25 protein-coding genes and 2 pseudogenes are annotated in these 24,767 nt (G+C 61.8%); 15 read left to right on the top strand and 12 right to left on the bottom strand.

What is annotated here, in order from left to right:
- Positions 1-217: 217 nt before the first annotated feature.
- From AC244Q_RS23645 to ybaK, 4 genes are all read left to right on the top strand, one after another.
- Positions 218-817, top strand: a complete 600-nt coding sequence (locus AC244Q_RS23645; protein WP_128407758.1) for a 2'-5' RNA ligase family protein — start codon at positions 218-220, stop codon at positions 815-817.
- Positions 818-918: 101 nt separating this feature from the next.
- Positions 919-1,980: a succinylglutamate desuccinylase/aspartoacylase family protein gene (locus AC244Q_RS23640; RefSeq protein WP_128407757.1), complete on the top strand. Its 1,062-nt coding sequence runs from the start codon at positions 919-921 to the stop codon at positions 1,978-1,980.
- Positions 1,981-2,098: 118 nt separating this feature from the next.
- Complete coding sequence (locus AC244Q_RS23635; protein WP_012759803.1) at positions 2,099-2,449, top strand: ArsC family reductase; 351 nt, start codon at positions 2,099-2,101, stop codon at positions 2,447-2,449.
- Positions 2,450-2,481: 32 nt separating this feature from the next.
- The gene (ybaK, locus tag AC244Q_RS23630) at positions 2,482-2,955 is read left to right on the top strand and encodes a Cys-tRNA(Pro) deacylase (RefSeq protein WP_012759802.1); all 474 of its coding nucleotides are present in this window, start codon (positions 2,482-2,484) and stop codon (positions 2,953-2,955) included.
- 63 nt (positions 2,956-3,018) lie between these two features.
- Here ybaK and AC244Q_RS23625 read toward each other — a convergent pair whose 3' ends face one another.
- Complete coding sequence (locus AC244Q_RS23625) at positions 3,019-3,462, bottom strand: MarR family winged helix-turn-helix transcriptional regulator (protein ID WP_113546634.1); 444 nt, start codon at positions 3,460-3,462, stop codon at positions 3,019-3,021.
- A gap of 82 nt (positions 3,463-3,544) precedes the next feature.
- Between AC244Q_RS23625 and AC244Q_RS23620 the strand changes: the two genes are divergently transcribed.
- The 3 genes and pseudogenes from AC244Q_RS23620 to AC244Q_RS23610 all read left to right on the top strand — a co-directional run bounded on the left by AC244Q_RS23620 (position 3,545) and on the right by AC244Q_RS23610 (position 6,504).
- Positions 3,545-4,228 carry a glutathione S-transferase family protein gene (locus AC244Q_RS23620; protein ID WP_113546540.1) on the top strand — a complete coding sequence of 228 codons (684 nt, stop codon included), beginning with the start codon at positions 3,545-3,547 and terminating at the stop codon, positions 4,226-4,228.
- Between the two features lie 126 nt (positions 4,229-4,354).
- Positions 4,355-5,608 carry an aminopeptidase gene (locus AC244Q_RS23615; RefSeq protein ID WP_128407756.1) on the top strand — a complete coding sequence of 418 codons (1,254 nt, stop codon included), beginning with the start codon at positions 4,355-4,357 and terminating at the stop codon, positions 5,606-5,608.
- A gap of 544 nt (positions 5,609-6,152) precedes the next feature.
- Positions 6,153-6,504: pseudogene (locus AC244Q_RS23610) on the top strand (GIY-YIG nuclease family protein).
- 103 nt (positions 6,505-6,607) lie between these two features.
- On the opposite strand, the gene AC244Q_RS23605 reads toward AC244Q_RS23610, so the two are convergent.
- Entirely contained in the window at positions 6,608-7,201 is a 594-nt protein-coding gene (locus tag AC244Q_RS23605) for an NAD(P)H-dependent oxidoreductase (protein WP_128407755.1), read from the bottom strand.
- A 2-nt stretch (positions 7,202-7,203) separates the two neighbouring features.
- A complete protein-coding gene (gene xseA / locus AC244Q_RS23600; RefSeq protein ID WP_128407754.1) occupies positions 7,204-8,784 on the bottom strand; it encodes an exodeoxyribonuclease VII large subunit in 1,581 nt (526 codons plus the stop codon).
- Positions 8,785-9,125: 341 nt separating this feature from the next.
- Between xseA and AC244Q_RS23595 the strand changes: the two genes are divergently transcribed.
- Positions 9,126-9,371: a hypothetical protein gene (locus tag AC244Q_RS23595; protein WP_012759796.1), complete on the top strand. Its 246-nt coding sequence runs from the start codon at positions 9,126-9,128 to the stop codon at positions 9,369-9,371.
- Between the two features lie 119 nt (positions 9,372-9,490).
- Here AC244Q_RS23595 and AC244Q_RS23590 read toward each other — a convergent pair whose 3' ends face one another.
- Entirely contained in the window at positions 9,491-11,359 is a 1,869-nt protein-coding gene (locus tag AC244Q_RS23590; protein ID WP_128407753.1) for a hypothetical protein, read from the bottom strand.
- Positions 11,360-11,518: 159 nt separating this feature from the next.
- Between AC244Q_RS23590 and AC244Q_RS23585 the strand changes: the two genes are divergently transcribed.
- Both AC244Q_RS23585 and AC244Q_RS23580 read left to right on the top strand, forming a co-directional pair.
- A complete protein-coding gene (locus AC244Q_RS23585) occupies positions 11,519-12,526 on the top strand; it encodes a glycosyltransferase (RefSeq protein ID WP_012759794.1) in 1,008 nt (335 codons plus the stop codon).
- Positions 12,523-12,900 (top strand): GtrA family protein, encoded by a 378-nt coding sequence (locus AC244Q_RS23580; protein WP_113546544.1) that lies wholly within the window; start codon positions 12,523-12,525, stop codon positions 12,898-12,900. Before AC244Q_RS23585 ends, AC244Q_RS23580 begins: the two co-directional genes overlap by 4 nt.
- Positions 12,901-13,003: 103 nt before the next feature.
- On the opposite strand, the gene AC244Q_RS23575 is transcribed toward AC244Q_RS23580, so the two are convergent.
- Entirely contained in the window at positions 13,004-13,990 is a 987-nt protein-coding gene (locus tag AC244Q_RS23575) for a Gfo/Idh/MocA family protein (RefSeq protein WP_012759792.1), read from the bottom strand.
- 178 nt (positions 13,991-14,168) lie between these two features.
- Between AC244Q_RS23575 and AC244Q_RS23570 the strand changes: the two are divergent.
- Both AC244Q_RS23570 and AC244Q_RS23565 read left to right on the top strand, forming a co-directional pair.
- Positions 14,169-15,116, top strand: a pseudogene (locus tag AC244Q_RS23570) (aldo/keto reductase).
- 14 nt (positions 15,117-15,130) lie between these two features.
- Positions 15,131-15,574, top strand: a complete 444-nt coding sequence (locus tag AC244Q_RS23565) for a GNAT family N-acetyltransferase (protein ID WP_113546546.1) — start codon at positions 15,131-15,133, stop codon at positions 15,572-15,574.
- On the opposite strand, the gene AC244Q_RS23560 is transcribed toward AC244Q_RS23565, so the two are convergent.
- Entirely contained in the window at positions 15,564-16,217 is a 654-nt protein-coding gene (locus AC244Q_RS23560; protein ID WP_113546547.1) for a hypothetical protein, read from the bottom strand. The two genes, AC244Q_RS23565 and AC244Q_RS23560, sit on opposite strands and share 11 nt — an antisense overlap.
- 113 nt (positions 16,218-16,330) lie before the next feature.
- On the opposite strand from AC244Q_RS23560, the gene AC244Q_RS23555 reads away from it, so the two are divergent.
- Positions 16,331-16,828: a YciE/YciF ferroxidase family protein gene (locus tag AC244Q_RS23555; protein ID WP_012759788.1), complete on the top strand. Its 498-nt coding sequence runs from the start codon at positions 16,331-16,333 to the stop codon at positions 16,826-16,828.
- A gap of 31 nt (positions 16,829-16,859) precedes the next feature.
- Here the strand turns inward: AC244Q_RS23555 and AC244Q_RS23550 are convergent, their stop codons facing one another.
- Positions 16,860-17,768, bottom strand: a complete 909-nt coding sequence (locus AC244Q_RS23550; protein ID WP_012759787.1) for a LysR family transcriptional regulator — start codon at positions 17,766-17,768, stop codon at positions 16,860-16,862.
- Between the two features lie 202 nt (positions 17,769-17,970).
- On the opposite strand from AC244Q_RS23550, the gene AC244Q_RS23545 reads away from it, so the two are divergent.
- Positions 17,971-18,966 (top strand): aldo/keto reductase, encoded by a 996-nt coding sequence (locus AC244Q_RS23545; RefSeq protein WP_012759786.1) that lies wholly within the window; start codon positions 17,971-17,973, stop codon positions 18,964-18,966.
- 107 nt (positions 18,967-19,073) lie between these two features.
- A complete protein-coding gene (locus AC244Q_RS23540; protein ID WP_003544625.1) occupies positions 19,074-19,433 on the top strand; it encodes a nuclear transport factor 2 family protein in 360 nt (119 codons plus the stop codon).
- A gap of 53 nt (positions 19,434-19,486) precedes the next feature.
- On the opposite strand, the gene pheT is transcribed toward AC244Q_RS23540, so the two are convergent.
- From pheT to infC, 5 genes are all read right to left on the bottom strand, one after another.
- Positions 19,487-21,910, bottom strand: coding sequence for a phenylalanine--tRNA ligase subunit beta (pheT, locus tag AC244Q_RS23535; RefSeq protein ID WP_017995752.1), 2,424 nt, complete (start codon positions 21,908-21,910; stop codon positions 19,487-19,489).
- 16 nt (positions 21,911-21,926) lie between these two features.
- Positions 21,927-23,009: a phenylalanine--tRNA ligase subunit alpha gene (pheS, locus tag AC244Q_RS23530; protein ID WP_012759784.1), complete on the bottom strand. Its 1,083-nt coding sequence runs from the start codon at positions 23,007-23,009 to the stop codon at positions 21,927-21,929.
- A 150-nt stretch (positions 23,010-23,159) separates the two neighbouring features.
- Positions 23,160-23,564 carry a 50S ribosomal protein L20 gene (gene rplT / locus AC244Q_RS23525; RefSeq protein ID WP_012759783.1) on the bottom strand — a complete coding sequence of 135 codons (405 nt, stop codon included), beginning with the start codon at positions 23,562-23,564 and terminating at the stop codon, positions 23,160-23,162.
- A gap of 38 nt (positions 23,565-23,602) precedes the next feature.
- Positions 23,603-23,806, bottom strand: coding sequence for a 50S ribosomal protein L35 (gene rpmI, locus AC244Q_RS23520; RefSeq protein WP_012759782.1), 204 nt, complete (start codon positions 23,804-23,806; stop codon positions 23,603-23,605).
- Between the two features lie 326 nt (positions 23,807-24,132).
- Entirely contained in the window at positions 24,133-24,669 is a 537-nt protein-coding gene (infC, locus tag AC244Q_RS23515) for a translation initiation factor IF-3 (RefSeq protein ID WP_072640862.1), read from the bottom strand.
- Positions 24,670-24,767 lie beyond the last annotated feature (98 nt).

Here is a 24,767-nt window from a genome sequence, read left to right as displayed (position 1 = left end):
TCTTGCGCGCGCCAGGCTTCCACGAAATATTGCGATGCGCCCCTGCATTGTCGACCGACTAGCCACTTCACCCGGTCCTGAGCGACGTTTCGGATAAGTGTGGCCCCGAGCATGTCGGGAAATTATGTTCTCTTTTTGTTCTTGATGTTGTTTCCTTGCAAAGTATCTTCGTCGCGTTTTGAAAACGACGAGGCGGGTCATGACGACCTGAAACTCTATGAACCAGATGCCCTTCGACTTCGGAGACGACAAAAATGGTCGCGGACGGCGGAACGAAAGCTACGTCAGCGGACACCGACTTTTCTTTGCGCTCTGCCCTCCTGATGCCGTCGAGCAGCAGGCGGCCGCAATCGCCGATGACTATCGTCGAGCCTTCTCCCTTTCCGGGATGCCGCGCCTGACGACATTGCATGTGTCGATCATCTGGGTCGGCGACTATCCGAGGCTGCCGGAGGATGTGGTCTTCGCGGCACGACAGGCCGGCGCCACAGTCGAGAGTGCCCCGATCGCAATAAGCTTCGACCGGATCATGCGATTCCCGCAGGCGCGTTCGCTTGTGCTTTGCGGCGAAGGCGGACGGAAACCACTGACACGGCTGCACGTCCAACTGGGCGTCGGCATGTACAATGCCGGCTTGCGGCACAATGTCGGCCGCGACTACAAGCCGCACATGACACTTCTCTATGACCGCAAAGCCGTGCCGCCGACGACCCTCGACGCACCCGTTTCATGGACCGCGTCCGAATTCCTGCTCATCCACAGTGTTCTCGGAAAAACCGAACATCGGATCATCGATCGCTGGCCGCTGCTCGGCTGAGGCAATGATGTCTTCGGACCACGCTTGCGCTTGCCCCATTTCCGCTCATATAGCTCGGAATGCCTAACCGGGCGCTGGTTGTAAACGGGAACGAAGACAGCGTGGACGTTTCAGAGATCATCATCCCTGGAGATACGCCGGGAACGGAGTGGCGGTTGCCGGTGCTGCGCTTTAAAGGCCACGATCCAAAGGCGCCGAAGGCCTATATCCAGGCGGCACTGCATGCCGGCGAGCTGCCGGGAACGGTGCTGCTGCATTTCCTCTGCGAAAGGCTGCGGCAGGCGGAAAGCCAAGGTGGGATCGCCGGCGACATCACCATCGTGCCGCAGGCCAATCCGATCGGTGCGGCGCAATCGCATTTCGGCGAGCTGCAGGGCCGTTTCGACCTGGGCTCACGCACCAATTTCAACCGGGATTTTCCGCTGATCTCGATTGTCGATCGCGCCACGCTGACCGAAGATCTCGATGATTACCCGGCTACCGACAGATTGAAGAGGCAGCTGCTGCATATGGCGCTTGGCGCCGATCTCGTGCTCGACCTGCATTGCGACGACGAATCCCTGCAATATGCCTATATCGACGAGGCCTTCTGGCCGGAGGCCGCCGATCTTGCCGCTTCACTCGGCATGGAGGCCGTGCTGCTTTCGGATGGCGAAAGCTCGGCCTTCGAGGAGGCCGTCGGCTTTGCATGGAAATATGAGGTTCCCGGCGAACGCCGGCCCCGTCTGCCCGGCAAACTCTCCGTCACCGTCGAGCTGCGCGGCAAACGCGACGTCGATCCGGTGCTGGCGAAAAAGGATGCGGATGGGCTCTGGCACTTCCTCGCGGCACGGGGGACCGTTGGCGACGAAAAGCCCGCGGCAATGCCATTTTCCGGTCCGGCCGTGCCGCTCGACAATGTCGAGATCATCCGCACGCCAGAAGGCGGAGCCGTGCTCTTCCATCGCGACATCGGCGAGAGGGTTGCCGAAGGCGACCGCCTAGTGACGATCGTCACTAGGCCGGGGCAGCCGGGCGGCAGCATCGAGCTCACCGCGCCGCAGGACGGGCTGATCCTGACCCGAACCTCCGACAGGCTGGTGCGGCGGCGCGGCGACCTGATGAAGATCGCCTGTGACGAACCCAGCAAGGCTTCCCGCAAGGCCGGCACGCTGGAGAATTGAACGGGGCCGGTTTTGTCCGGCTGCGATTGTCGACGCGCTCGGGGATAAAAGGTCGCACGGCGTTTGCGCTGGCCTTCGTGCATGTTATCTCGCTGCATCACAGGGAGATCGATCGGGCATGGCCGTCACCATCTATGGCATCAAGAATTGCGACACGATGAAAAAGGCGCGCAGCTGGCTGGAAGAACATAGCGTCGCCTATGAGTTTCACGATTACAAGGCGCTCGGTATCGACCGCGCCCATCTCGAAGCCTGGATCGACCAGGCCGGCCTCGATACTGTGCTCAACCGCGCCGGCACTACCTTCCGCAAATTGCCCGACGCCGAGCGCGAGAACCTCACCCGGGAGAAGGCAATCGCCCTGATGCTCGACCAGCCGTCGATGATCAAGCGGCCGGTGCTGGAAGTGAAGGGCAAGCTGCTGGTCGGCTTCAAGCCGGAGATTTACGCCGGTACGTTCGGAGGCTGACAGGCGGCCCGCTGAACTCACGAGGGAAAGAGATGTCCAAGACTACGCGCGCGACACAGCTTCTTTCGCAGGCAGGCGTCGCCTTCACCGTTCATGCCTATGACTACGACCCCAATGCCGAGCGCGTCGGGCTGCAGGCGGCCGAAGCGCTCGGCGAGGCGCCGCATCGGGTGCTGAAGACGCTGATGGCGGAGGTGGACGGCAATCCGGTCTGCGTCGTCGTGCCGTCGGACCGCGAGGTCAGCATGAAGAAGCTTGCCAGCGCCTTTCACGGCAAATCGGCCAATATGATGAGGCCTGCCGATGCCGAGCGGCTGACGGGTTATCATGTCGGCGGCATCAGCCCGTTCGGCCAGAAAAAGACCGTGCCGACGGCGATCGAGGAAGCCGCACTTGGCGAACCGCTGGTCTATATCAATGGCGGGCAGCGCGGGCTGCAGGTGCGGCTCGATCCGAAGCATGCGTTGAAGGCACTGAAGGCTGTCGCCGCGCCGCTGATTGCCTGATCGGAGCATGATGCCGAAAAGTGTGAGCGGGTTTCGGACGACATCATGCTCTCACTATTGAATCTAGAGGAAGCGGTCGAGCAGGCCGGCGATCGCCTTCGCCTCGTTTTCGGCAAGCTTGCAGCCGATATGGGTCTCGATCGACTTGGCATAGACGATCCACATGCGCTCGCGAAGCTTTCGGCCGGCATCTGACATCACCACCCAGCGGCCGCGGCCATCCTCGGCGAAGACCTCGCGCCGGACCAAGCCCTCTCTTTCCAGCCGGTCGAGCAGGCGAGAGAGATTATACTGGGCCAGCAATGTCCGCTCTTCGATCTCGTAGGGGCGCAGCTTGCCGTCTTGCGAGCGCGCCAATTCCCACAACACGTCGTACCAGGCAAGCGGCGGCACGCCGGCCGCCTTCAGATCGGCTTCGATGGCAGCGAGCAGCCGCTCGCGGGCGCGCATGATGCTCGTCCAGGCAGAGGTGACCGCTTCGCTTGGATTCGACGTTTTTTCGGACATAAATGCAATTACATCTATCTTGAATTCCGCTGCAAGCGATATTAGATGCATTTACATCTATCATCAATGCCAAGGAGACCCCATGAGCAAGCTTACCCTCGTCAGCCATCATCTCTGCCCCTATGTGCAGCGCGCCGCGATCGCGCTTCTCGAAAAGGGCGTGCCGTTCGAGCGCATCAACATCGATCTTGCCGACAAGCCCGACTGGTTCCTGCAGATCTCGCCGCTGGGCAAAGTGCCACTGCTGCGGATCGAGGAGGAGGACGGCAGCGAGGCGGTGCTGTTCGAAAGCAGCGTCATCTGCGAATATCTGGAGGAAACGCAGCCGGGCATCGCGCTGCATCCGAAAGACGCGCTGACGCGTGCCCGCCATCGCGGCTGGATGGAATTCGGTTCCTCCGTGCTTTCCGATCTCTGGGGTTACGAGACCGCCGAGGATGCCGCGCAGTTGGAGGCCAAGCGCAAGGCGCTCATCGCCAAATTCGCAACTGTCGAGAAGGTGTTGACGGACGGGCCGTATTTCGCCGGCAACGACTTCAGCCTCGTCGACGCCGTCTTCGCGCCGGTCTTTCGGTATTTCGATCTCTTCGAGACGCTCGGCGACAGCGGCATCTTCGAAGGGCTTGAGCGGGTGAAGCGCTGGCGCAAGGCTCTCTCCGAGCGGGCGAGCGTCAAGGCCGCCGTTGGCGAAGACTACCCGCAGCGGCTGATGGAATTCCTCGACAAGCATAACTCGATCCTGCTCAGGCAACCTGCCGCCGCCTGAAGCACGGCCGGCGGCCGGACATATATCCGGCCGCTTGCAATTCGGCGGCGATACGCTTCATTTTCGCCGCAAACGGGTCTAAGTCTTCCAGCCTCGCACCGTCGATGACAGAAGGCAGGTTGAACCATGACTTTCATGCCCCAGAGCCAGAACACAATTGATCCCGTCAAGCTGGAAAAACTTGCGGAAGTCGCCGTCAAGGTCGGGCTGCAGCTGCAAAAAGGTCAGGATCTGGTGATCACCGCGCCTGTCGTGGCGCTGCCGCTGGTTCGCCTGATCACCAAGCATGCCTATCTGGCCGGCGCCGGACTGGTCTCCGCCTTCTATTCCGACGAGGAAACGACGCTGGCGCGCTATCAATATGGCAGCGACGAGAGCTTCGACCGCGCCTCCGGCTGGCTCTACGAGGGCATGGCCAAGGCCTATGCCAACGGGGCGGCCCGTCTTGCGGTCGCCGGCGACAATCCGATGCTGCTGTCCGAGCAGGATGCCGGCAAGGTCGGCCGCGCCAATCGCGCCAACTCCACCGCCTACAAGCCGGCGCTGGAGAAGATCTCGAATTTCGACATCAACTGGAACATCGTCTCCTACCCGAACCCATCCTGGGCCAAGGTGGTCTTCCCCGACGATCCGGAACCGATTGCGATTGCCAAGCTCGCCAAGGCGATCTTTGCCGCCTCGCGCGTCGATGTCAGCGATCCCGTCGCCGCCTGGGCCGAGCACAATGCCAATCTTGGCAAGCGATCCGCCTGGCTGAACGGCGAGCGTTTCGCCTCGCTGCATTTTAAGGGACCGGGTACCGACCTGACGATCGGCCTTGCCGACGGGCATGAATGGCATGGCGGCGCTTCCACCGCCAAGAACGGCATTACCTGCAATCCGAACATCCCGACCGAGGAAGTATTCACCACGCCGCATGCGCTGCGCGTCGAAGGCCATGTGTCGAGCACCAAGCCGCTTTCGCACCAGGGCACGCTGATCGACAATATCCAGGTACGTTTCGAGGGTGGGCGCATCGTCGAGGCCAAGGCCTCGCGCGGCGAAGAGGTCTTGAACAAGGTGCTCGATACCGACGAGGGCGCGCGCCGGCTCGGCGAAGTGGCGCTGGTGCCGCATTCCTCACCGATCTCGGCCAGCGGCATCCTGTTCTACAACACGCTGTTCGACGAAAACGCCTCGTGCCACATCGCACTCGGCCAGTGCTATTCCAAGTGCTTCCTCGATGGCGCGACACTGAGCCAGGAGCAGATCAAGGCGCAGGGCGGCAATTCCAGCCTGATCCATATCGACTGGATGATCGGCTCCGACAAGGTCGATATCGACGGCCTCAAGCCGGATGGTTCACGGGTTCCGGTGATGCGGCAGGGCGAATGGGCCTGAGCGGCATCATCGTGCGCTGACTGGATAAAGCGCGCTGGTGCGGCCAGCCCCGTCCTTCGAGGCCCCTGCGGGGCACCTCAGGATGAGGCTGGAGAGAGGGCGTGCCAGAAGGATAGCGGCAGGCTCATCAGCCTGGGATGCCTGGAGCCTTGATCAGGTCACCAATCACACGGCACCACGATCCGCCCTCATCCTGAGGTGCGGAGGCCAAAGGCCGAAGCCTCGAAGGACGGGGGCGGGTGGCCCCGCGCTCACCGCAACGCCTGCATTGTTGGATGATACGCCGGCGGCCAGCCTCGTCCTTCGAGGACCCTGCGGGGCACTTCAGGATGAGGCTGGAGAGAGGGCCGCCAGAAGGACAGCGACAGGCTGATCGGCCTGGGATGCCAGGAGCTTTGATCAGTCCACCAGCCTCACGGCACCACGATCAGCCCTCATCCTGAGGTGCGCAGGCCGCAGGCCGGAGCCTCGAAGGACGGGGGCGGGTGGCCGTCCGCCACAACGCCTCATTGTTGCCGCCTTCACCCCATGCTAGCCTTCCGCCATGGAAGTCACCGTCTATATTCTCCGCTGCAGCGACGGCTCATATTATACCGGCCTCACCAAGCAGGAGATTGAGGCGCGTGTCTGGGAGCATAATGCCGGGACCTATGACGGCTATACCGCCAAGCGCCGCCCGGTCGAACTCGTCTTCAGCGAAACCTATGACCGCATCATCGACGCCATCGCCCGCGAGCGCCAGATCAAGGGCTGGTCGCGCCGAAAGAAGGAAGCGTTGATGGCAATGGATTACGAAGGCCCTGCCTGATTTGTCGAAGCGCGGGCCGGTTAAAGCCGGGCGAGCTGCCCGTGGCCAGCCCCGTCCTTCGAGGCCCCTGCGGGGCACCTCAGGATGAGGCTGGAGGGAGGGCCGTGCCGGTTCCACGGCATCGCGAGCAGCTCTCATCCTATCTGTTTTTTCACGCAATTTCGAACGCAAACCCGCTGCACGCTTTTGCTTTAGCGAATTGCCGATAGCAGCTTGCGCACGCGATAGAGATGCGCCCTGCGCTTCGCATCGGTGGCGCGGTCCATGTCGTGCAGGCTGAGCATCTTGAAATTCAATCCCTTCGAGCAGAAGGCGGCGATGCCGCGCTTCAGGAGCCGGCGCACCGGATCGCCCATATAGAGACGCACCAGCCACCAGGGCGAGCCTGTCGTCGTCAGCGCATAGAGTAGCCTGATATGGGTCAGCTGCGGCACGATACGGCCGCCGGCGGCATCATGGCTGAAGGCGACGCCGGGGGCGAAGACGCGGTCGAAGAAACCCTTCAGGATGGCGGGGAAATTGAACCACCATTGCGGAAAGACGAAGATCAGGCCATCGGCAGCCTTCAGGCGGGCAACGATATCGCCAACGGCTGACGTATCGTAGGGAATGTCGAAATAGCCGCCGCGCTCGGCCTTCGAAAGACGCGGATCGAAATTCTCGGCGTAGAGATCGAGTAGATCGACGACATGGCCCGAGGCTTCCAGCGCCTCACGCGCAGTCCTTGCCACGGCAGCGGCGAAACTATCCTCCAGCGGATGGGCAAGCACCAGCAGGATCCGCATCGTCAGAACAGGCTTCCCTGCTTCGGTGGGTCTGCGGGTCTTGCGCTGCGCTTCTTGGCCCCGGCCGGCGGTGCGCCGCCTTCCGTGGTCATGGCGCCGACACGGCCGTCGGCGAATTCGATGGCGATGCCCATGCCGGCGGAGAGCTGAGCAGCCTGCGAGACCGGCCTGTTATCCTCATCGCGAATGACGGCATAGCCGCGCTTCAGCACATTCTTGTAGGAGAGCGATTGCAGCACGCGGTCCTGCGAAGAAAGTTCGGCGCGCGCGCGGGTCAGCTGGTGGCGGACCGCCGTATCGGCATGGCGCGAAAGATTGCCGAGGCGTTCGCGACCGCGGTCGGTCTGGGTCTTCAGCCGGGCCGGCAGTGAGGCGAGGATGGCTTCGGCGCGGTCGACGCGCGATTTCGAACGGTCGATCAGCCGCTCAACCATGCGCTCGGCCCGGGCGATGCGCTCGTTCAGCGTCTGGCGGCGCTCGGCGATGCGGCCGGCGAGCAGATCGGGGCGCAGATGCGCGGCGACACGCTCGAAGCCGCGGCGCTTGTTGATAGTGTTGAGCTCCAGCCCGCGGCCGAGACCGGTTGCCGCCTCGTCGAAACGGCGGCGCGGCAAGGCGAGAAGCTGATCGAGCGACGGCAATGCCCGCATCAGAGCACGCACCGACTGGCGGCGCTGATCCATCTGCCGGTTCATGCAGCCCTGCAGGCGCGCGGCAAGAGCGGCGGCCTGCGCCTCGAGCTCCGCCTTGACCGGCACTGCCATTTCCGCTGCCCCCGTCGGCGTCGGCGCACGGACATCGGCGGCGTAGTCGATCAGCGTCCAGTCGGTCTCATGGCCGACGGCCGAGATCAGCGGTATCCGGCTTTCGGCCGCAGCACGCACGACGATTTCGTCGTTGAAGCTCCAGAGATCTTCCAGGCTGCCGCCGCCGCGTGCGACGATCAACACATCCGGGCGCGGGATGGCGCCTGAAGGTTCCAGCGCGTTGAAGCCGCGGATGGCGTTCGCCACCTCCTCGCCGGAGCCCTCGCCCTGGACCTTCACCGGCCAGACGAGGACATGCACGGGAAAACGATCGGAGATGCGGTGAAGGATATCGCGGATGACGGCGCCGGTCGGCGAGGTGACGACGCCGATTACGCCGGGCATGAAAGGCAGCCGCTTCTTCCGCGCGGCATCGAACAGGCCTTCGGCCCCGAGCTTGCGCTTGCGCTCCTCGATCAACGCCATCAGCGCGCCGGCGCCGGCCGGCTCCAGCGTCTCGATGACGATCTGATATTTCGAAGAGCCCGGAAAGGTGGTGACCTTGCCGGTGGCGATGACTTCCATGCCCTCTTCCGGACGGAACTTCAGTCGTGAGAAGGTGCCCTTCCAGATGACAGCGTCGATGCGGGCGCGATCGTCCTTCAGCGCGAAATAGGCATGGCCCGAGGAGTGCGGCCCACGATAGCCTGATATTTCGCCGCGCACGCGAACCTGGTCGAAGGCGGTTTCGACGGTGCGCTTGATCGAGCCGGAAAGTTCCGAAACCGAATATTCGGCAAGGTTGGTCGGCGAATCGCCGTCGAAGACGTTGCTCATCCCTCTTTGTATGTCGATCAGCGATAAACGGGAAGCTCGGCCTTGGCGCAGGAACCTGTTTTCCCGGCCGTCGAAATCGTTGGCGAGAGTGGTTCGTCGTTATTGCATCAAGCGCGCTCGTCTCAACGCATCCTGCACATGCACTCGTTGCAGCCAGGTGGACAAACAACAAAATCGTGTAAATCTGTTTTGTTGCGGAACGGATAGTTAGAATATGCGTTTTAGCCGAAAGGGATTGCTAACCACCGTAATACAAAGGCTTTTCGGCGAAGATCGCCGGTAAATCTTTGTTAGTTGGCGCTTCCTATGCTTCCCCTCGTTCTCTCTGGGAAGGTGCTGAAATGATTATTCTCACAGCAGCAGCATTGGGCGTCAGCGCCGGGCAGACTCGTTCGGCTGGCGTGATCGCGCTGGTCGCCGCGCTGATCGGAATCACATTCGCGCTGGCGGCGATAACCTCGCCGGGGCCGGTGTCGATTCTGGCATTCGTCTATGCCGTGCTCGGCTATAATGGCGGCCTCATGCTCTTCGTACTCGGGCTTTATGCCAGTCAGCGTCTTCGCCGCGCCATGCGCGTTTCGCACTGACAGCGCGTTTTCACACTGATAAGCGCGTCGCGATCTTTCAGATTGGCTTCCCGCGCTTACGCTGTTTTTACGCATGTCGTCATCGCGACACGCTTATCCCGTCCTGAAGATTGCCGGCGTCAGTTCATCGCCGGCCGATAGCGAAAGAACTGAACGCCCACGTCCGCTGCCTTCGGAAGCGGTTCCAGATAGGGCGGGATATTGCCCTTGCCGAGCTCAGCATAGAGCCCATCCGGCTTCAGTTTGGCGATCTCGCGGGTCTGTAGGTCGCCGGGGCAGAAGGCAAGCACCGTTACGCCGGTCCCTTTCAAAAAGGCCTCCGCCTCCTGCGGCTCCGCCATACCGATATGCAGTTCCGTCAGCATGCCGCCCTGATTGCGATGATAGGGCGCGGAGAGAACCCGGTTCGCGGTGAAGCGGAGGATCGGCACGCCCATTTCCGACGGCGCGGAGACCAGTCCGGCCGGTAGCCCGGCGAGCGGCGCCAGCGCCGCTTGCGATGCGCAGGAAATCTTCTTTGCCGGCTCTGCCGCCTTCTTCTGCGCAGCATTCTCCATCTGCAGCGAGATAAACCCGCCGCCGACCGCCCAGGCGGCCGGAGCACTGGCGAGCACGGTGACGATGTAGACGAAGGCGGCGGCGACATTTTCGCCGTCGCCGTTGGAGATGCGGCGGACATCGATAATCAACAGGGCAAGCGGCAGGATGGAGATCAGGTTCGAGAACGTCGAACCGCGCACCTGGACCAGCGCGATTGCCCAGCTCGTCATCAGCAGGAAGAGCAAGACCAGGTGGATTTGCATGCGGTCACGCTGAAAGACACGGAAGATGCAGACGGCGATGCCGAACAGGCCGGCCGCATAGAAGCCACCGATCGAGAAGGGATCGGTGCGTCCGAGAGCGAAAATCGACTGCGCTTCCGAGACATTTCTCAGCCAGAGCTCGACCAGCATCGGGTCGAGACCGGCCAGCGGATCGCTCAGGCATTGCGGTGCGATCACGATCGCCGAACCGAGAACGCCGGCGCCGACGACGGCGAGTGCGGCAAAGCGCAAGGGCCGGCGCAGGTGGCTGGCAAAAACCGCCGAGAACAACAGCAACCCGCCGCCGATCGCCGCCAGGCTGTAATAGCCGAGCGAGAGATTGTCGCAGGTGACCGTCGAATAAAGCCGGGGCGGCACCGTTGCAAAGAAGAGGATGCTGATCGCAATGGTCAGCGCCAGCCCGAAGGCCTTGGCGGCGGCGGCGAAATCTTCGCCTTCCCATGCCCAGAGCAGGGCAATGGTCAGGCAGACGGCGGCGACGAAGGGGGTCGTCTCGGCGCCGATGGCGATGGCAACGGCTGCCGCGATGCCGGCAACCGCATAGCTCCAGGCTCGACGCTCTGGATCCAGAAGCATCGCGATCATCGTCGCGACCAGCCCCAGCTGCGCATTGTGGTGATCGATGGCGCCAGGCGCGAAACGGTTTCCGGTGTAGATTGCAAGACCGGTCAAGCCGAGACTGATATGCATAGCGGCAACCCCGCCGATGCGCCGGCCGGCAACCGCCATGGCGAGCATGGCGGGCAGGATGAGCGATACCGGCCAGACAGCGAGCGCCAGCGCTTCGGCCGTCTCGCGGGGCGCAAACAGGCCGAAGAACCAGATCAGCGAGGCGATCGGCAGATCGATCAGCCGCGACCAATGCATCAGCGTACCGCCGTCGAGGCCGAGACGGTATTGCATCAGATCGAACCAGCCCTGCCCGGCCAGAAAATCGCGAACCTCGACGAGACGCATTCCGTCATCATTGTCGGGACCGACGTAATCGGTGGCGCTGGAAAGCTTGGTGATGAGGATGGCGGCGGTAACGATGACGCAATAGGCGATGACGGTTGGCCAGAGACGCGTCAGCAGGTCGCGCAGCCCGCCCCTGGGAGCGGGCACCCCGCCCCTGGGAGCGTCGATCGCGGAGGATGCGTGGGGGATCGGCTGCACAGCGTTCATTGTGGTTAGCGGTTCGTTTCGATACCCGAACTTTAGCCGCCGCCGATCAAGAAAGTGTAAAGCCGTTTGTGGCAGCTGCTATTTTTGCCTGCGTCATAGGGTCTTATTAACGGCGCGTGATTTAGGCTGAGCGCGGCTTTAAGTGTAACGAGTAGAGTCATGGCCCGATCGCGCACCGATAATCTGAATATTGCCGTTCTGCTTCCCTGCTATAATGAAGCGGCGACGATCAGCGCTGTCGTGCAGGGCTTCCGGGCGACGCTGCCCGATGCTGCGATCCACGTCTACGACAACAATTCCACCGACGGCACCGCGCTGCAGGCAATGCTTGCCGGCGCGCATGTCGTGCGCGAGCGGCGTCAGGGCAAGGGCCATGTCGTGCGCCGGATGTTCGCCGATATCGACGCCGACATCTACATCATCGCCGACGGCGACGGCACCTATGCGCCTGAGGATGCCGAAGAACTGGTGCGCACGCTGCTCACCGAGCGCGCCGACATGGTGGTCGGCACCAGGCGCGGCGTGCACGCCGATGCCGGCCGTCAGGGCCATGCGCTCGGCAACCGGCTTTTCAACCTGCTCTACCGGATGATCTTCGGCCCCGACTTCACCGATATCTTTTCCGGCTACCGCGCGTTTTCGCGCCGCTTCGTCAAGAGTTTCCCGGCGGTATCCGGCGGCTTCGAGATCGAAACCGAGATGTCCGTGCATGCCTCCCGGCTGAAGCTGCCGGTCAGCGAGCTGGAGCTCGACTATGGCCGCCGGCCGGAAGGCTCGCATTCCAAGCTTTCGACATTCCGCGACGGCGCCAAGATCCTCTGGATGTTCGCGATGCTGATGAAGGAAACCCGGCCCTTCGCCTTTTTCAGCGCGATCAGCGCCACCTTCATGCTGGCGAGCCTCGGCTTCATGGCGCCGGTGCTGGCGGAATATTTCGAAACGGGTCTCGTCAGCCGCATGCCGACCTGGGTGCTGTCGACGGCGCTGCTGATGATCTCCTTCATGCTATTCACCGCCGGCGTCATTCTGGATTCCGTTGCGCGTGCCCGCGCCGAACAGCTTCGTATCCATTATATGGGCCTCGAAAGGCCGAGCGCGTTGAAGGCACCGCTCAGCGACGCAGGGCCGGTATCGCGTGCGCGTCCCGGCAAGGCGGATGCCGCATGAGAAAGCTCATCCGCTTCACCATCGCCGGCGGCATCGGCTTCCTCGTCGATGCCGGCATCCTGTCGGCGCTGCTTCATCTGACGCCGCTCGGGCCGTTTCTGGCGCGGCTCGTGGCGATCGCCTTCGCTATGGCCGCGACCTGGGCTTTCAATCGGAGCTTCACCTTCGATCGTTCCGGCCGTTCGCTTGCCGCCGAAGGCTTCCGTTACGGCTCCGTCGGGGTGACGGCAGCGCTCGTCAATTACGGGCTCTATTCCGCGCTTCTACTGTCGCTGCCGGCGCTTCAGCCGCTGGCGGCCATGGTGATCGCCAGCATCGCCTCGATGATCTTCAGCTTCTTCGGCTATTCGCGCTTCGTCTTCCGCGCCGAGTGACTAGAGCGCCGCGCGTCCAATAGGACGCGCCAAGGACGCTCTAACCCTCTGAAATGGCGCATAATCCTTTCCGAAAATCGATTCCGATTTTCGGGGCTGTGCGCTAGACTGCCTCCCAGCCGTCCTTCTCGCTGGCCCGGTAGATCGCGTCGATCACCTTCTGGTTCAGCTTCGAATTTTCGAGCGTGACGATCTCTTCCTTGCCGTTCGTCACCGCCCGGGCGAAGGCCTCGACCTGCCGCTTGTACTGGCGGCTGTCCTGAAAGCGGAAGATGCGCGATTCACTGTGGCTGCGGTCGGCAAGCTCGATCTCTTCCGGCCCCCAGCGATTGGCGTTGAACGGCGACTTGACTTCGATGTAGCCTTCGGTGCCGTGGAAGACCATGACCTGGCGGTTGGCCATCTGCGTCGAGATATAGAAGCTCAACTCGAAATCGCCGAAATCGGCCTTGACGCTCGAATAGATATCCGTGCCGAAATCCGCATCGCGCTCGGTGATTGCCTGGATCCAGAGCGGCTCCTTGCCCGTGGAAAAACGCGTGCCCATGACGGGATAGACGCCGATATCGGGAAGGCCGCCGCCGCCGAGCTCGGGAACGTTGCGCATGTTGGCGGGGTCGCGGTTGAAATAGGTGAAGGCGCCCTGCACATGCCGGAGCGAACCGATGGCGCCCTCGTCGATCAACGAGCGCACCTTCTGCCAGACCGGCGAATAGGTGATCATATAGGCTTCGCTGACCACCACCCGGTTGCGGTCGCGGGCGGCGATCACGTCGTCGATATCGTCTGCCTTCAGCGCCAACGGCTTTTCGCAGAGCACGTGCTTGCCGGCATCCGCCGCCTTGATCGACCATTCGATATGCTGCGAGGTCGGCAGCGGGATGTAGACGGCGTCGATGAGGTCGGAGGCCAGCATTTCCTCGTAGGAGCCGAAGGCATGCGGCACGGAGAAGCGGTCAGCCATCTCCCTTGCGCGCTTGAGATCACGGCTGGCAATCGCCGTGACGACGCAATTTTCCGCATCCTGGATCGCCGGAACGACATTGTCGCGGCCGATCTTCGCCGTTGAAATGATACCGAAACGCAGCATGATCCAAGTCTCCCGAACTGATTTCCGCGAACCATATTCAGGCCCCAGCTGCGGCGCAATGGCGCAATCTGAAATCACGGAAGTTTGCCTTCCCGGATGCGCGGATCGCACTAAGTTGGTCAGGGCGGCGTTCTGCCGTATCCGCGATTTCAATTGCTTCACACTTCTGGAGAGCGTCATGGAAATGCGCCGGCTTGGAAAAACAGGTCTATCGGTCGCGCCGATCGTCATCGGCGGCAATGTCTTCGGCTGGACGACCGACGAAAAAACATCCTTCGCCATTCTCGATGCCTTCTTCGATGCGGGCCTGAACACGATCGATACGGCCGATGTCTATTCCTCCTGGGTTCCGGGCAACAAGGGCGGCGATTCCGAGGAGATCATCGGGCGGTGGCTAAGCCAAGCCAAGATCTCCCGCGACAAGGCCGTGATCGTCACCAAGGTCGGCTCCGACATGGGACAGGGAAAGACGCTGAAGGAGACCTATATCCTGAAAGCGGTCGAAGATTCGCTGCGCCGGCTACAGACCGACTATATCGACGTCTATCTGTCGCACTGGCCGGATGAAGATACGCCGCACGAGGAAACGCTTGGCGCCTTTGCCAAGCTGAAGCAGCAGGGCAAGATCCGCGCCATCGGCTGCTCGAACTATGATGCGAAACTGCTTCAGGCATCCTTCGACGCGGCCGAAAAGGCCGGATTGCCGCGTTATGATGTGTTGCAGCCGGAATATAATCTCTAGGAACGTTCGAGCTTCGAGGGGCCGCTTGCCGATCTCTGCGTCAAAGAAGACATCGGCGTCGTCACCTATTTCAGCCTCGCCGCCGGCTTCCTCACCGGCAAATACCGCAGTAAATCCGATATGCAAGGCCGTGCACGCGAGGGCCGGGTTTCGAAATATCTCAACGACAAAGGCCTGCGCATCCTGGCCGCGCTCGACAAGGTTTCGGCCGAGACCGGTGCCAAGCCGGCGGAAATTTCGCTCGCCTGGCTGCTGCGCAAGAAGGGCGTGACGGCGCCGATCGCTAGCGCGACCAGCCTTTCGCAGCTTGAAGGTTTGGCGAAATCGGCGACACTTGGGCTTTCCGATGATGCGATGGCGCTGCTCGACGAAGCCGGCGCCTGAAAGAAAGAGACGCCATGACCGTGACGATACGTGATACCCGCCCCGAGGACGAAGCCCGCTGGCGCGAGCTCTGGGCCGCCTATCTCGCCTTTTACGGCGTCACGGTCGATACCGATATCACCGAATCCACATGGCGCCGGGTCTTCGATCCGGCGTCGGCAATCGCGATGCGTGTCGCCGAAATCGACGGCAGGGTGATGGGCTTTGCGCTCTATCTCACCCATGAGGGCACGTGGATCCGCGGCAGGGACTGCTATCTCGAAGACCTGTTCGTCGATGCCGATGGGCGCGGCAAAGGCGTCGGGCGGGCGCTGATGGACGATCTCGTTTCGATCTGCAAAGCCAATGGCTGGTCGCGGCTCTACTGGCATACGAGCGAGCAGAACAGAACCGCGCGAGCGCTTTACGACAGCTATGTCGAAAGCGATGGCCATATCCGCTATCGCATCAGCTTCTGAGCACAGGAAATCCTTCGTATGAGGCGGCGTGATCGCCTTCCCAATTGGCCATGCCCGGTTTGGTCAGGATGCCGCGCGGGCTGATATAACTCTGGATCACCCGTTTCGGCCGTTCGTGCCACTGGATATTGAAGGCCCAGAGCTTCGGGAAGAAGCAGAGCGAGGCATAAGGCAGGTGGTCGTGAATCCACCAGGCGAGCCGCTGCCAGTCGCTTTCGTCGCGGTAATGGTCGATCATCCATGGCACGGCAATGCAGACGGCGGCGCCCATGCAGCCGTCAAAATCCCTCATATCCCAGATGTGATGCGCCGCGGTGGACGCATTGGTCGAACAGTTCAGATTGTTCTCGTTGCCGAACCTGTTGACCGCAGGCGAACGATAGCCGGAACGGATATGCAGGCGCCCGAACGTTGCCTCTAGCGGCTCCAGCAATTCCTCGCAGAGCCTCCTGCCCGCCTCGACCGCCAGATCGGGATCCACGGGGATATTGGGGATACGGTAGAAATCGGCGATTTCGGAATGCAGGAAATCGCGGAGAAAGAAGTTTTGCGACAGCCGCACACGGCCGAGATCCTCCAGACCCTTCATCGAATTCGGCTTTCGCATGACGTCATTCTCCTGCGCATCGACGGCAGGAATCATCGCCCGGCACTGATTTCCAGTCCACCCGAAATCGATCGGGAACAATTAGCGCGATCTTCGCTTCTTAATGTGTCGCCGCATTCGCGGTTTTCCCCAGAACAAGGATCGAGAAAATGGCCAAGGAAAAGACGTTGGAAGATCTCTTCTACGACACTCTGAAGGACATCTACTTCGCCGAACGGCAGATATTGCGCGCCCTGCCGAAGATGGCGCGCGCCGCCCAATCCCCCGAATTGAAGAAGGGCTTCGAAAAACACCGCGAGGAAACCGAAGGCCAGGTCGAGCGCCTGCAGCAGGTTTTCGAGCTGATCGGCAAACGCGCCCAGGGCAAGACCTGCGAGGCGATCCAGGGCATTATCGCCGAGGGCGAGGAAATCATGGAGGAATTCAAGGGCACGGCGGCTCTCGATGCCGGCTTGATTTCGGCTGCCCAGGCCGTCGAGCATTATGAAATCGCCCGTTACGGCACGCTGAAGACCTGGGCCGCAACGCTCGGCTTCAAGGAAGTCGTCGGCCTGCTCGACCAGACGCTGCAGCAGGAAACGGCCACCGACAAGACCCTCTCCCAGCTCGCCACCACGGCGGCAAACCAGAAGGCAAAGGCTGCCTGATGGAATGACGAGAGCGGGCGGTCCGGTTTCCTTACCGGCCGCCCGTATCCTGTTCACTGTATCTGAAGAAATCGATGAAGGCGCGCAGCGCCGGCCGCATCTGCCGCCGGGTGGGGTAATAGAGAAATGGCCCGGCATAGGGCGCGCACCAATCTTCCAGCACCCGCACAAGTTTGCCGCTCGCCAGTTCGTCATAGACCCGCATGTCGAAGAGATAGGCAAGGCCGGCGCCGTTCAGCGCCGCAAGCAGGGCGAGTCGGTCCTCGCTGACGATCAGCGGCCCGTCGACCGAAACGACAAGTTCCTGTCCGTCCTTTTCGAATTCCCAGCGATAGATCGAGCCGTTGGTAAACCGCCGCTTGATACAGCGGTGATGGACGAGATCGCGCGGATGCTCGGGCTTTGGATGATGCTCGAAATATTCGGACGAAGCGGCGATCACCGTCGTCAGATTAGGCGAGATCCTGACCGCGATCATATCGGCCTCCAGGCTCTCTTCCAGCCGAATACCGGCATCGAAACCCTCCTTGACGATATCGGTGAAGCCGTCCTCATTGGCGATCTCCAGGGTGATATCGGGGTAGAGGTTGAGAAAGTCGCCAAGCCGCGGAGCGAGCAGCAGATCGGAGGCGAAGCGCGGCGCGGTGATGCGCAGGTTTCCGGCCGGCTTGGCGCGCGTATCGCGGACCGCCTCCAAGGCGATATCGATCTCCTCGAGTGCTGGACGAAGTCTTTCAAGCAGCAGGCGGCCCTCTTCCGTCGGCGCAACGCTGCGGGTGGTCCGCGCCAGGAGCCGCACCCCCAGACTTTCCTCGAGGCTCGATATCGCATGGCTGATGGCCGAAGGCGCGACGAGGAGTTCCTTCGCCGCCGCCCGGAAGCTGCGATGCTCCGAGACGGCGGCGAGAACGGCGAGTTGTGAAAGCTGGGTTCTGTTCATTGATCGAAATAATAGAACAACCTGTTAGAAACTGCATGTATTTTCTGAGTGATAGCGCAGCGATATGGTCTGCCGGTACCGCAACCATCCAGAACAGGATGATTTCAGGCCGGGCGGCCTAAAATCTGAATCCTGTTCTGAATTAAATAGTTAGAGCATGATGATGCTCTGGCGGCTCAAAATCAGCTCAGAGGAGCACATCATGAAAACCCGGAAACTCGGAAACGACCTGACCGTCTCTGCCGTCGGCCTTGGGTGCATGGGCATGAGCTTTGCCTATGGCGCCAGCGACGATGCGGAATCGATCAAGACACTGCATCGCGCCATCGATCTCGGCGTCACTTTCTTCGACACCGCCGAAGTCTATGGTCCCTTCACCAACGAGGTTCTGCTCGGCAAAGCGCTGAAGCCGTTCCGCGACCGCGTGGTGATCGCCACCAAATTCGGCTTCAAGATCGATGCCAGCAAGCCGGGTACTGCCGCCATCGCCGGCGTCGACAGCCGCCCCGAGAATGTACGCGCGGTCGCCGAGGCTTCGCTGAAACGCCTCGGCATCGAGACCATCGACCTCTTCTACCAGCATCGGGTCGATCCCAACGTGCCGATCGAGGAGACCGTTGGCGTCATGGCGGAACTGGTGAAGGAAGGCAAAGTCCGGGCGCTCGGGCTTTCGGAAGCCGGCAGCGCCACCATTCGCCGCGCCCATGCGGTCCATCCGATCGCAGCCCTGCAGAGCGAATATTCGCTCTGGACGCGCGACCCGGAAGAGGAGGTGCTTGCCACCTGCCGCGAACTCGGCATCGGCTTCGTGCCCTACAGCCCGCTCGGCCGCGGCTTCCTGACCGGGTCGATCCGCAAAGTGGAAGATCTCGACGCGGACGATTTCCGCCGGCAGGTGCCGCGTTTCCAGGCGGAAAATTTCGACGCCAATGCCGCCCTCGTCTCGACTCTCGAGCGGCTTGCCGCCGAGAAGGACGTGACGGCGGCGCAGCTGGCGCTGGCCTGGGTGTTGAGCCAGGGCGACGACATCGTGCCGATCCCCGGCGCCCGCAAGCTTCACCACCTCGAACAGAATGCGGCCGCTGCCGATATCGTGCTGAGCCCGGCGGAACTCGAGCAGCTCAGCAACGCGATCCCCGCCGGACAGGTGGCCGGCAAGCGCTATTCGGACGCCTCGCTTGCCATGACGAACATCTGAACCCCTACCGAAACAAAGAGCGAAAGCCCGGTCGGCCACAACCGGCCGGGCTTGCCTTCGGGCCCGGCGAAACTATCTAACGCCATCTCTGAGAACGGGATGACAAAATGTCGGACAGGCAGGCAGTCGAACAGACGGTTCATCTCTATGTCGAAGGCATGGCCTTCGCCAATGAGGCAGCCTTGAAAAAGGCCTTTCATCCGAAAAGCTCGATCATCGGCCATTACGAAAATGCCGTCGAGTGGCTGACGCGGGACGAATTCATTGCCGCGATCCTGCAAGAGGAGCCGGCGCCGCCCGGCACGCAGCCCTACATGGACATCCAGAGCGTCGACGTCGAGGGCGATGCGGCGAGCGTCAAGGTCACCGACGACTTTGCCGGCATGCGCTTTACCGATTATCTCTCGCTGCTGAAGATCGACGGCCGCTGGACGATCGTCAGCAAACTCTTCCATCTGCATCGCTGAAAAGACCGGCAGCTATTCGCGACCGGTCCATTATCTGGCGACGTTGGGTAAACTCAGCTTCTGAGGACACCGCCGGTGAATTTCGCAACACTGGCGACGATCTTCTGCGTCAGCGCTTCGAAATCCTCATCCGTCAGCGTGCGCTCGACCGGCTGGATCTGAACCTCGATCGCCACCGACTTTTTGCCGTCGCCAAGCGATGCGCCCTCGAAAATGTCGAAGACATTGACGCCGGTCACCAGCTTGCGGTCCGCGCCCGTGGCGGCCTTGACGATGGCGCCGGCTTCGACCGTCTTATCGACGACGAAGGCGAAGTCGCGCCGCACCACCTGGAAGGGCGACAGTTCGAGTGCCGGCTTGGTGCGCGTCGCCTTGCGCTTGGCCTCCGGCATGGTGTCGACATAGACCTCGAAACCGCAGAGCGCGCCGGAGACATCGAGCGCTTCCAGTGTCAGCGGATGGAATTCGCCGAAATAGCCGAGCACGACCTTCGGCCCCATCTTGATCGTGCCGGAGCGGCCGGGATGATACCATGCCGGCCCCCCCTGCTCGATCTGGATATTGCCCATCGGCAGGCCGCAGGCTTCGATGACGGCGAGCGCGTCGGCCTTGGCGTCGAAGACGTCGACCGGCTTGCCGCCGCCCTTGGCGGTGTTCGACCAGGCGCGACCAGCGCCGGCAAGTGAGGCCGTGCCGCGGCGGATGCCGCCGGCAACGCGGCGCTGACCCTCCGGCCTGTCGTTCTCATAAGTGCCGGAGACCTCGAAGAGGGCGACGTCGCCGTAACCCTTGTCGGCATTGCGCTGGGCGGCTGACAGCAGGCCCGGCAGCAGTGAGGGGCGCATATCCGACATTTCGGCGGCGATCGGATTGGCAAGCTTGAGGGTCGGCGAACCGCCGCCGAAGAGCTTTGCCTGGTCTTCAGGAATGAACGACCAGGTGACGGCTTCGAGCATGCCGCGCGCGGCGAGCGCCCGCTTGGCGAGGCGGGTGCGGATCTGCAGCGTCGTCAGGATCTTGCCGTTGACGGCCGCATGGCTTTCAAGCGGCGCCGGCTTGATATTGTCGACGCCGTGAATGCGCATGACCTCCTCGACGAGATCGGCCTTGCCGTCGACATCGGGACGCCAGGAGGGGACAGCGACGGAGACGCGCTCGCCGGAACCGGAGACGGTGAAGCCGAGGCGCGTCAGAATCGTGTTGCTTTCCTCATTCGAGACCTCGAGGCCTGTCAGGCGCTTGACCTCCGAATAGGGGAAATCGACGATCTTCGGTTCGTAACCCTGGTAGCCGACGATCTCGGCCCTGGCGGCCTTGCCACCGCAAAGCTCCAGCACCAGTTCGGTCGTGCGTTCGAGACCGGGGGCCATATAGTCCGGATCAACGCCGCGTTCGAAGCGGTAGCGTGCATCGGTGATGATGCCGAGGCTGCGGCCCGATTTGGCGATGTTCATCGGGTCCCACAGGGCGGATTCGATCAGCACGTCGACGGTATTCTCGTCGCAGCCGGAATGTTCGCCGCCCATGATGCCGCCGATCGATTCGATACCGTTTTCATCGGAGATGACGACGTTGTTCGGCGACAGCTTGTACTCGCGCTGGTCGAGCGCCAGCACCGTCTCGCCTTCGGCGGCACGGCGGACGGTCAGGTTGCCGTTGATCTTGGCGGCATCGAAGACGTGGATCGGCCGCCCCTGATCGAAGGTCATGTAGTTGGTGACATCGACAAGCGCGTTGATGGGGCGCAGGCCGATGGCGATCAGCCGCTGCTGCATCCAGCGGGGGCTCGGGCCATTCCTGACGCCGCGCACGAGGCGCAGCGCAAAGCCCGGGCAGAGCTTCGGATCGTCGAGATCGAGCGTCAGCTTCACCGGCGTCTCGCCTTCGACGGCGAAGGACGGTGCAGGCCGCGTCTTCAGCGTGCCGAGGCCGGAGGCGGCGAGATCGCGGGCGATGCCGTGGATCGAGGTGCAGTCCGGCCGGTTGGGCGTCAGATTGATCTCGATGAGGGGATCGTCGAGATGAGCATAGGCGGCATAACTCTGGCCGACAGGCGCATCGTCCGGCAGGTCGATAATGCCGTCGTGACTGTCGGAGATCTGCAGCTCCTTTTCGGAGCACATCATGCCATGGCTTTCGACGCCGCGGATATTGCCGACGGCGAGCGTCACGTCGATGCCGGGAACATAGGTTCCGGGCGCTGCGAAGGCGCCGACGAGGCCGGCGCGCGCATTCGGGGCGCCGCAGACGACCTGGACCGGCGCGCCGGAACCGGTATCGACCATCAGCACCTTCAGGCGATCGGCCTGCGGATGTTTTTCGGCCGAGACGACCCTGGCGATGACGAAGGGCTTGAAGGCCGCCTTGTCGTCGACATCCTCGACCTCCAGTCCGATCTCGGTGAGGCGCGTGCAGATTTCATCGAGGCCGGCATCCGTTTCCAGATGCTCTTTCAGCCAGGAGAGCGTGAATTTCATCGTCCCAATTCTCCGTTCAAGCGCTGAGGCCGCCGAACAGCGTCGGCATGTCGAGCGGGCGGAAGCCGTAATGCGTCATCCAACGGACGTCGGCGTTGAAGAAGTCGCGCAGGTCGGGCATGCCGTATTTCAGCATGGCAATGCGATCGAGGCCCATGCCCCAGGCAAAGCCCTGATATTCGTCCGGATCGAGCCCGCCGTGACGCAGCACGTTCGGGTGGACCATGCCGCAACCGAGGATTTCCATCCAGTCGGTCCCCTCGCCGAACTTGACGATCGGGCCGGAGCGGTCGCACTGGATATCGACCTCGAAAGAGGGCTCGGTGAAGGGGAAGAAGGACGGGCGAAAACGCATCGTCACGCTGTCGACCTCGAAGAAGGTCTTGCAGAATTCTTCCAGCACCCAGCGGAGGTTGGCGACATTGGCCTTCTTGTCGACGACCAGGCCTTCGACCTGATGGAACATCGGCGAATGGGTGGCGTCCGAGTCCTGGCGGTAGGTCTTGCCGGGAATGATGATGCGGATCGGCGGTGTCTGCGCCTCCATGGTGCGCACCTGCACGGGCGAGGTGTGGGTGCGCAGGACCTTGCGCTCACCATTCTCATCCGGGTTGAAGAAGAAGGTGTCGTGCATCTCGCGGGCCGGATGGCCTTCGGGGAAATTCAACGCGGTGAAATTGTAATAATCGGTCTCGATGTCGGGACCTTCGGCGATCGAGAAGCCCATGTCGGCGAAGATCGCGGTGATTTCGTCGACGATCTGGCTGATCGGATGGATACGGCCGCGCTCGGCCGGCGAAGAGCGCACCGGCAGGCTGACATCGACCGTCTCGGCCTTCAGCCGCGCATCAATCGCCGCTTGCCGCAGCGTCGTCTTGCGGGTGGTGAGCGCCTCGGTCACCGCGTTCTTCAGAACGTTGATCGCCGCGCCCTTGCTTTGACGCTCTTCCGGCGTCATGGCGCCGAGCGTCTTCAACAATTCGGAGACGGAGCCCTTCTTGCCGAGGGCGGAAACGCGCACGGCTTCGAGCGCCGTCTCGTCATCGGCGGCAGCGATTTCGGCGAGCAGCGATGTGTTGAGCTGGTCGATATCTGACATTGTCACTTCTTTCCGTCCAGTATCAGGCGGGCGATCGGGAGGCAGGTGGCGCCAGCCGGCGCCAGGAATATAAAGAAAGAAAAACCCGCGCTAGCCCAAACCAGCGCGGGTTTCCCAAAATCATAAATTCAAAAGCTTGGGAAGCGCTGGTTACTTGACCGCGCCTTCAAACTCGTTCGTCGTGCCGGCTTCCTTGAGGTATTCAAGAGCCTTCTTGGCAGCGCTGACCAGCGCGCCGAATGCTTCCGGCTCGTGGATCGCCATGTCGGAGAGAACCTTGCGGTCGACTTCGATGCCAGCCTTGTTCAGGCCGTCGATGAAGCGGCCGTAGGTCAGGCCGAATTCACGCACAGCGGCGTTGATACGCTGGATCCAAAGCGCACGGAAGTTGCGCTTGTTGACCTTGCGGTCGCGGTAGGCGTACTGCTTCGAACGATCGACTGCAGCCTTGGCGGTACGGATGGTGTTCTTGCGGCGGCCGTAAAAGCCCTTTGCGGCCTTCAGAACCTTCTTGTGCTTGGCGTGAGAGGTGACGCCTCTTTTTACACGTGCCATATCATGATCTCCTTAAATCTAGCGTTCGCGGACGAGTCTCAGAGACCGTTCGGCAGGTAATTCTTGATAACCTTGCGGCCATCCGGTTCTGCGAGAACCATGGTGCCACGTGCATCGCGAATGAACTTGTTGGAACGCTTGATCATGCCATGGCGCTTGCCAGCAGCGGCAGCCTTGACCTTGCCTGACGCGGTGATCTTGAACCGCTTCTTGGCAGAGGACTTCGTCTTCATCTTGGGCATTTTGCTACTCCTTCTGTCCTCCCTGCGCGCTTCATCAAAAAAGCCCTTCCCGCGAAGTCCGGTTCTCCGGCCGTCGCAACAAGGTGCGGGAGCGATTGTTGTTGATCTGCGGCATCGGCGACGAACCGTTCCGCAAGCATTCGAAACTGCCACGGCATGCCCTGCCGGTCAGTTCGGACGCGCGCTTATAACCGCAGCGTCATGAAAGTGCAACGGGGCCGCGGAGGAATCTTCGCGCCTCCCAAAATACACCGGCCCAAAGCACAATGGCAGAAAGCACAAAAGCCGCCCTTGCGGACGGCCTTGGGCGAAAAACTGCCTGGCGCTTATTTCGGCGCCAGCACCATCATCATCTGGCGGCCTTCAAGCTTGGGTTCGGCTTCGACCTTGGCGAACTCGATCGTATCGGCCTTGACCTGCTGCAGAAGCTTCATGCCGAGTTCCTGGTGGGCCATTTCGCGGCCGCGGAACTTCAGCGTCACCTTGACCTTGTCGCCTTCGTCGAAGAAGCGACCCATCGCCTTCATCTTCACCTCATAATCATGGGTGTCGATGTTCGGGCGCATCTTGATTTCTTTGACTTCGACGATCTTCTGCTTCTTGCGCGCCTCGGCAGCCTTCTTCTGGTTGGCATATTTCAGCTTGCCCAGATCGAGGATCTTGCACACCGGCGGTTCGACATTGGGGGAAATTTCGACGAGATCGAGGCCGGCTTCTTCCGCCATTTTCAAAGCCTGGTCGGTGGGCACGATGCCGACATTCTGTCCATCAGCCCCGATCAGCTGAACTTTGGGAATGCGGATTTCACGGTTCGAGCGCGGTCCGTCCTTCACGGGCGCATCGGTTTTAAAAGGTCTGCGAATGGTCGTATTCTCCTCGCGTTGTTTTCGGAACGTTGCAGCATCGCGCTCCCGATCAGGGGCACAAACGTGTCGCGTCATCGCTGCAACGGAGTCAATAT

The organism is Rhizobium sp. CB2179, from assembly GCF_057653455.1.
The sequence above is the reverse complement of the archived record's forward strand: the minus strand, read 5'-3'. Positions and strand labels throughout refer to the sequence as shown.

Excerpts from the sequence above, each read along its gene's own strand:
- AC244Q_RS23645 (WP_128407758.1), top strand. The coding sequence starts at position 218 with ATGAACCAGATGCCCTTCGACTTCGGAGACGACAAAAATGGTCGCGGA.
- AC244Q_RS23635 (WP_012759803.1), top strand. The coding sequence starts at position 2,099 with ATGGCCGTCACCATCTATGGCATCAAGAATTGCGACACGATGAAAAAG.
- ybaK (WP_012759802.1), top strand. The coding sequence starts at position 2,482 with ATGTCCAAGACTACGCGCGCGACACAGCTTCTTTCGCAGGCAGGCGTC.
- AC244Q_RS23625 (WP_113546634.1), bottom strand. The coding sequence starts at position 3,462 with ATGTCCGAAAAAACGTCGAATCCAAGCGAAGCGGTCACCTCTGCCTGG.
- AC244Q_RS23620 (WP_113546540.1), top strand. The coding sequence starts at position 3,545 with ATGAGCAAGCTTACCCTCGTCAGCCATCATCTCTGCCCCTATGTGCAG.
- AC244Q_RS23615 (WP_128407756.1), top strand. The coding sequence starts at position 4,355 with ATGACTTTCATGCCCCAGAGCCAGAACACAATTGATCCCGTCAAGCTG.
- AC244Q_RS23605 (WP_128407755.1), bottom strand. The coding sequence starts at position 7,201 with ATGCGGATCCTGCTGGTGCTTGCCCATCCGCTGGAGGATAGTTTCGCC.
- xseA (WP_128407754.1), bottom strand. The coding sequence starts at position 8,784 with ATGAGCAACGTCTTCGACGGCGATTCGCCGACCAACCTTGCCGAATAT.
- AC244Q_RS23595 (WP_012759796.1), top strand. The coding sequence starts at position 9,126 with ATGATTATTCTCACAGCAGCAGCATTGGGCGTCAGCGCCGGGCAGACT.
- AC244Q_RS23590 (WP_128407753.1), bottom strand. The coding sequence starts at position 11,359 with ATGAACGCTGTGCAGCCGATCCCCCACGCATCCTCCGCGATCGACGCT.
- AC244Q_RS23585 (WP_012759794.1), top strand. The coding sequence starts at position 11,519 with ATGGCCCGATCGCGCACCGATAATCTGAATATTGCCGTTCTGCTTCCC.
- AC244Q_RS23580 (WP_113546544.1), top strand. The coding sequence starts at position 12,523 with ATGAGAAAGCTCATCCGCTTCACCATCGCCGGCGGCATCGGCTTCCTC.
- AC244Q_RS23575 (WP_012759792.1), bottom strand. The coding sequence starts at position 13,990 with ATGCTGCGTTTCGGTATCATTTCAACGGCGAAGATCGGCCGCGACAAT.
- AC244Q_RS23565 (WP_113546546.1), top strand. The coding sequence starts at position 15,131 with ATGACCGTGACGATACGTGATACCCGCCCCGAGGACGAAGCCCGCTGG.
- AC244Q_RS23560 (WP_113546547.1), bottom strand. The coding sequence starts at position 16,217 with ATGATTCCTGCCGTCGATGCGCAGGAGAATGACGTCATGCGAAAGCCG.
- AC244Q_RS23555 (WP_012759788.1), top strand. The coding sequence starts at position 16,331 with ATGGCCAAGGAAAAGACGTTGGAAGATCTCTTCTACGACACTCTGAAG.
- AC244Q_RS23550 (WP_012759787.1), bottom strand. The coding sequence starts at position 17,768 with ATGAACAGAACCCAGCTTTCACAACTCGCCGTTCTCGCCGCCGTCTCG.
- AC244Q_RS23545 (WP_012759786.1), top strand. The coding sequence starts at position 17,971 with ATGAAAACCCGGAAACTCGGAAACGACCTGACCGTCTCTGCCGTCGGC.
- AC244Q_RS23540 (WP_003544625.1), top strand. The coding sequence starts at position 19,074 with ATGTCGGACAGGCAGGCAGTCGAACAGACGGTTCATCTCTATGTCGAA.
- pheT (WP_017995752.1), bottom strand. The coding sequence starts at position 21,910 with ATGAAATTCACGCTCTCCTGGCTGAAAGAGCATCTGGAAACGGATGCC.
- pheS (WP_012759784.1), bottom strand. The coding sequence starts at position 23,009 with ATGTCAGATATCGACCAGCTCAACACATCGCTGCTCGCCGAAATCGCT.
- rplT (WP_012759783.1), bottom strand. The coding sequence starts at position 23,564 with ATGGCACGTGTAAAAAGAGGCGTCACCTCTCACGCCAAGCACAAGAAG.
- rpmI (WP_012759782.1), bottom strand. The coding sequence starts at position 23,806 with ATGCCCAAGATGAAGACGAAGTCCTCTGCCAAGAAGCGGTTCAAGATC.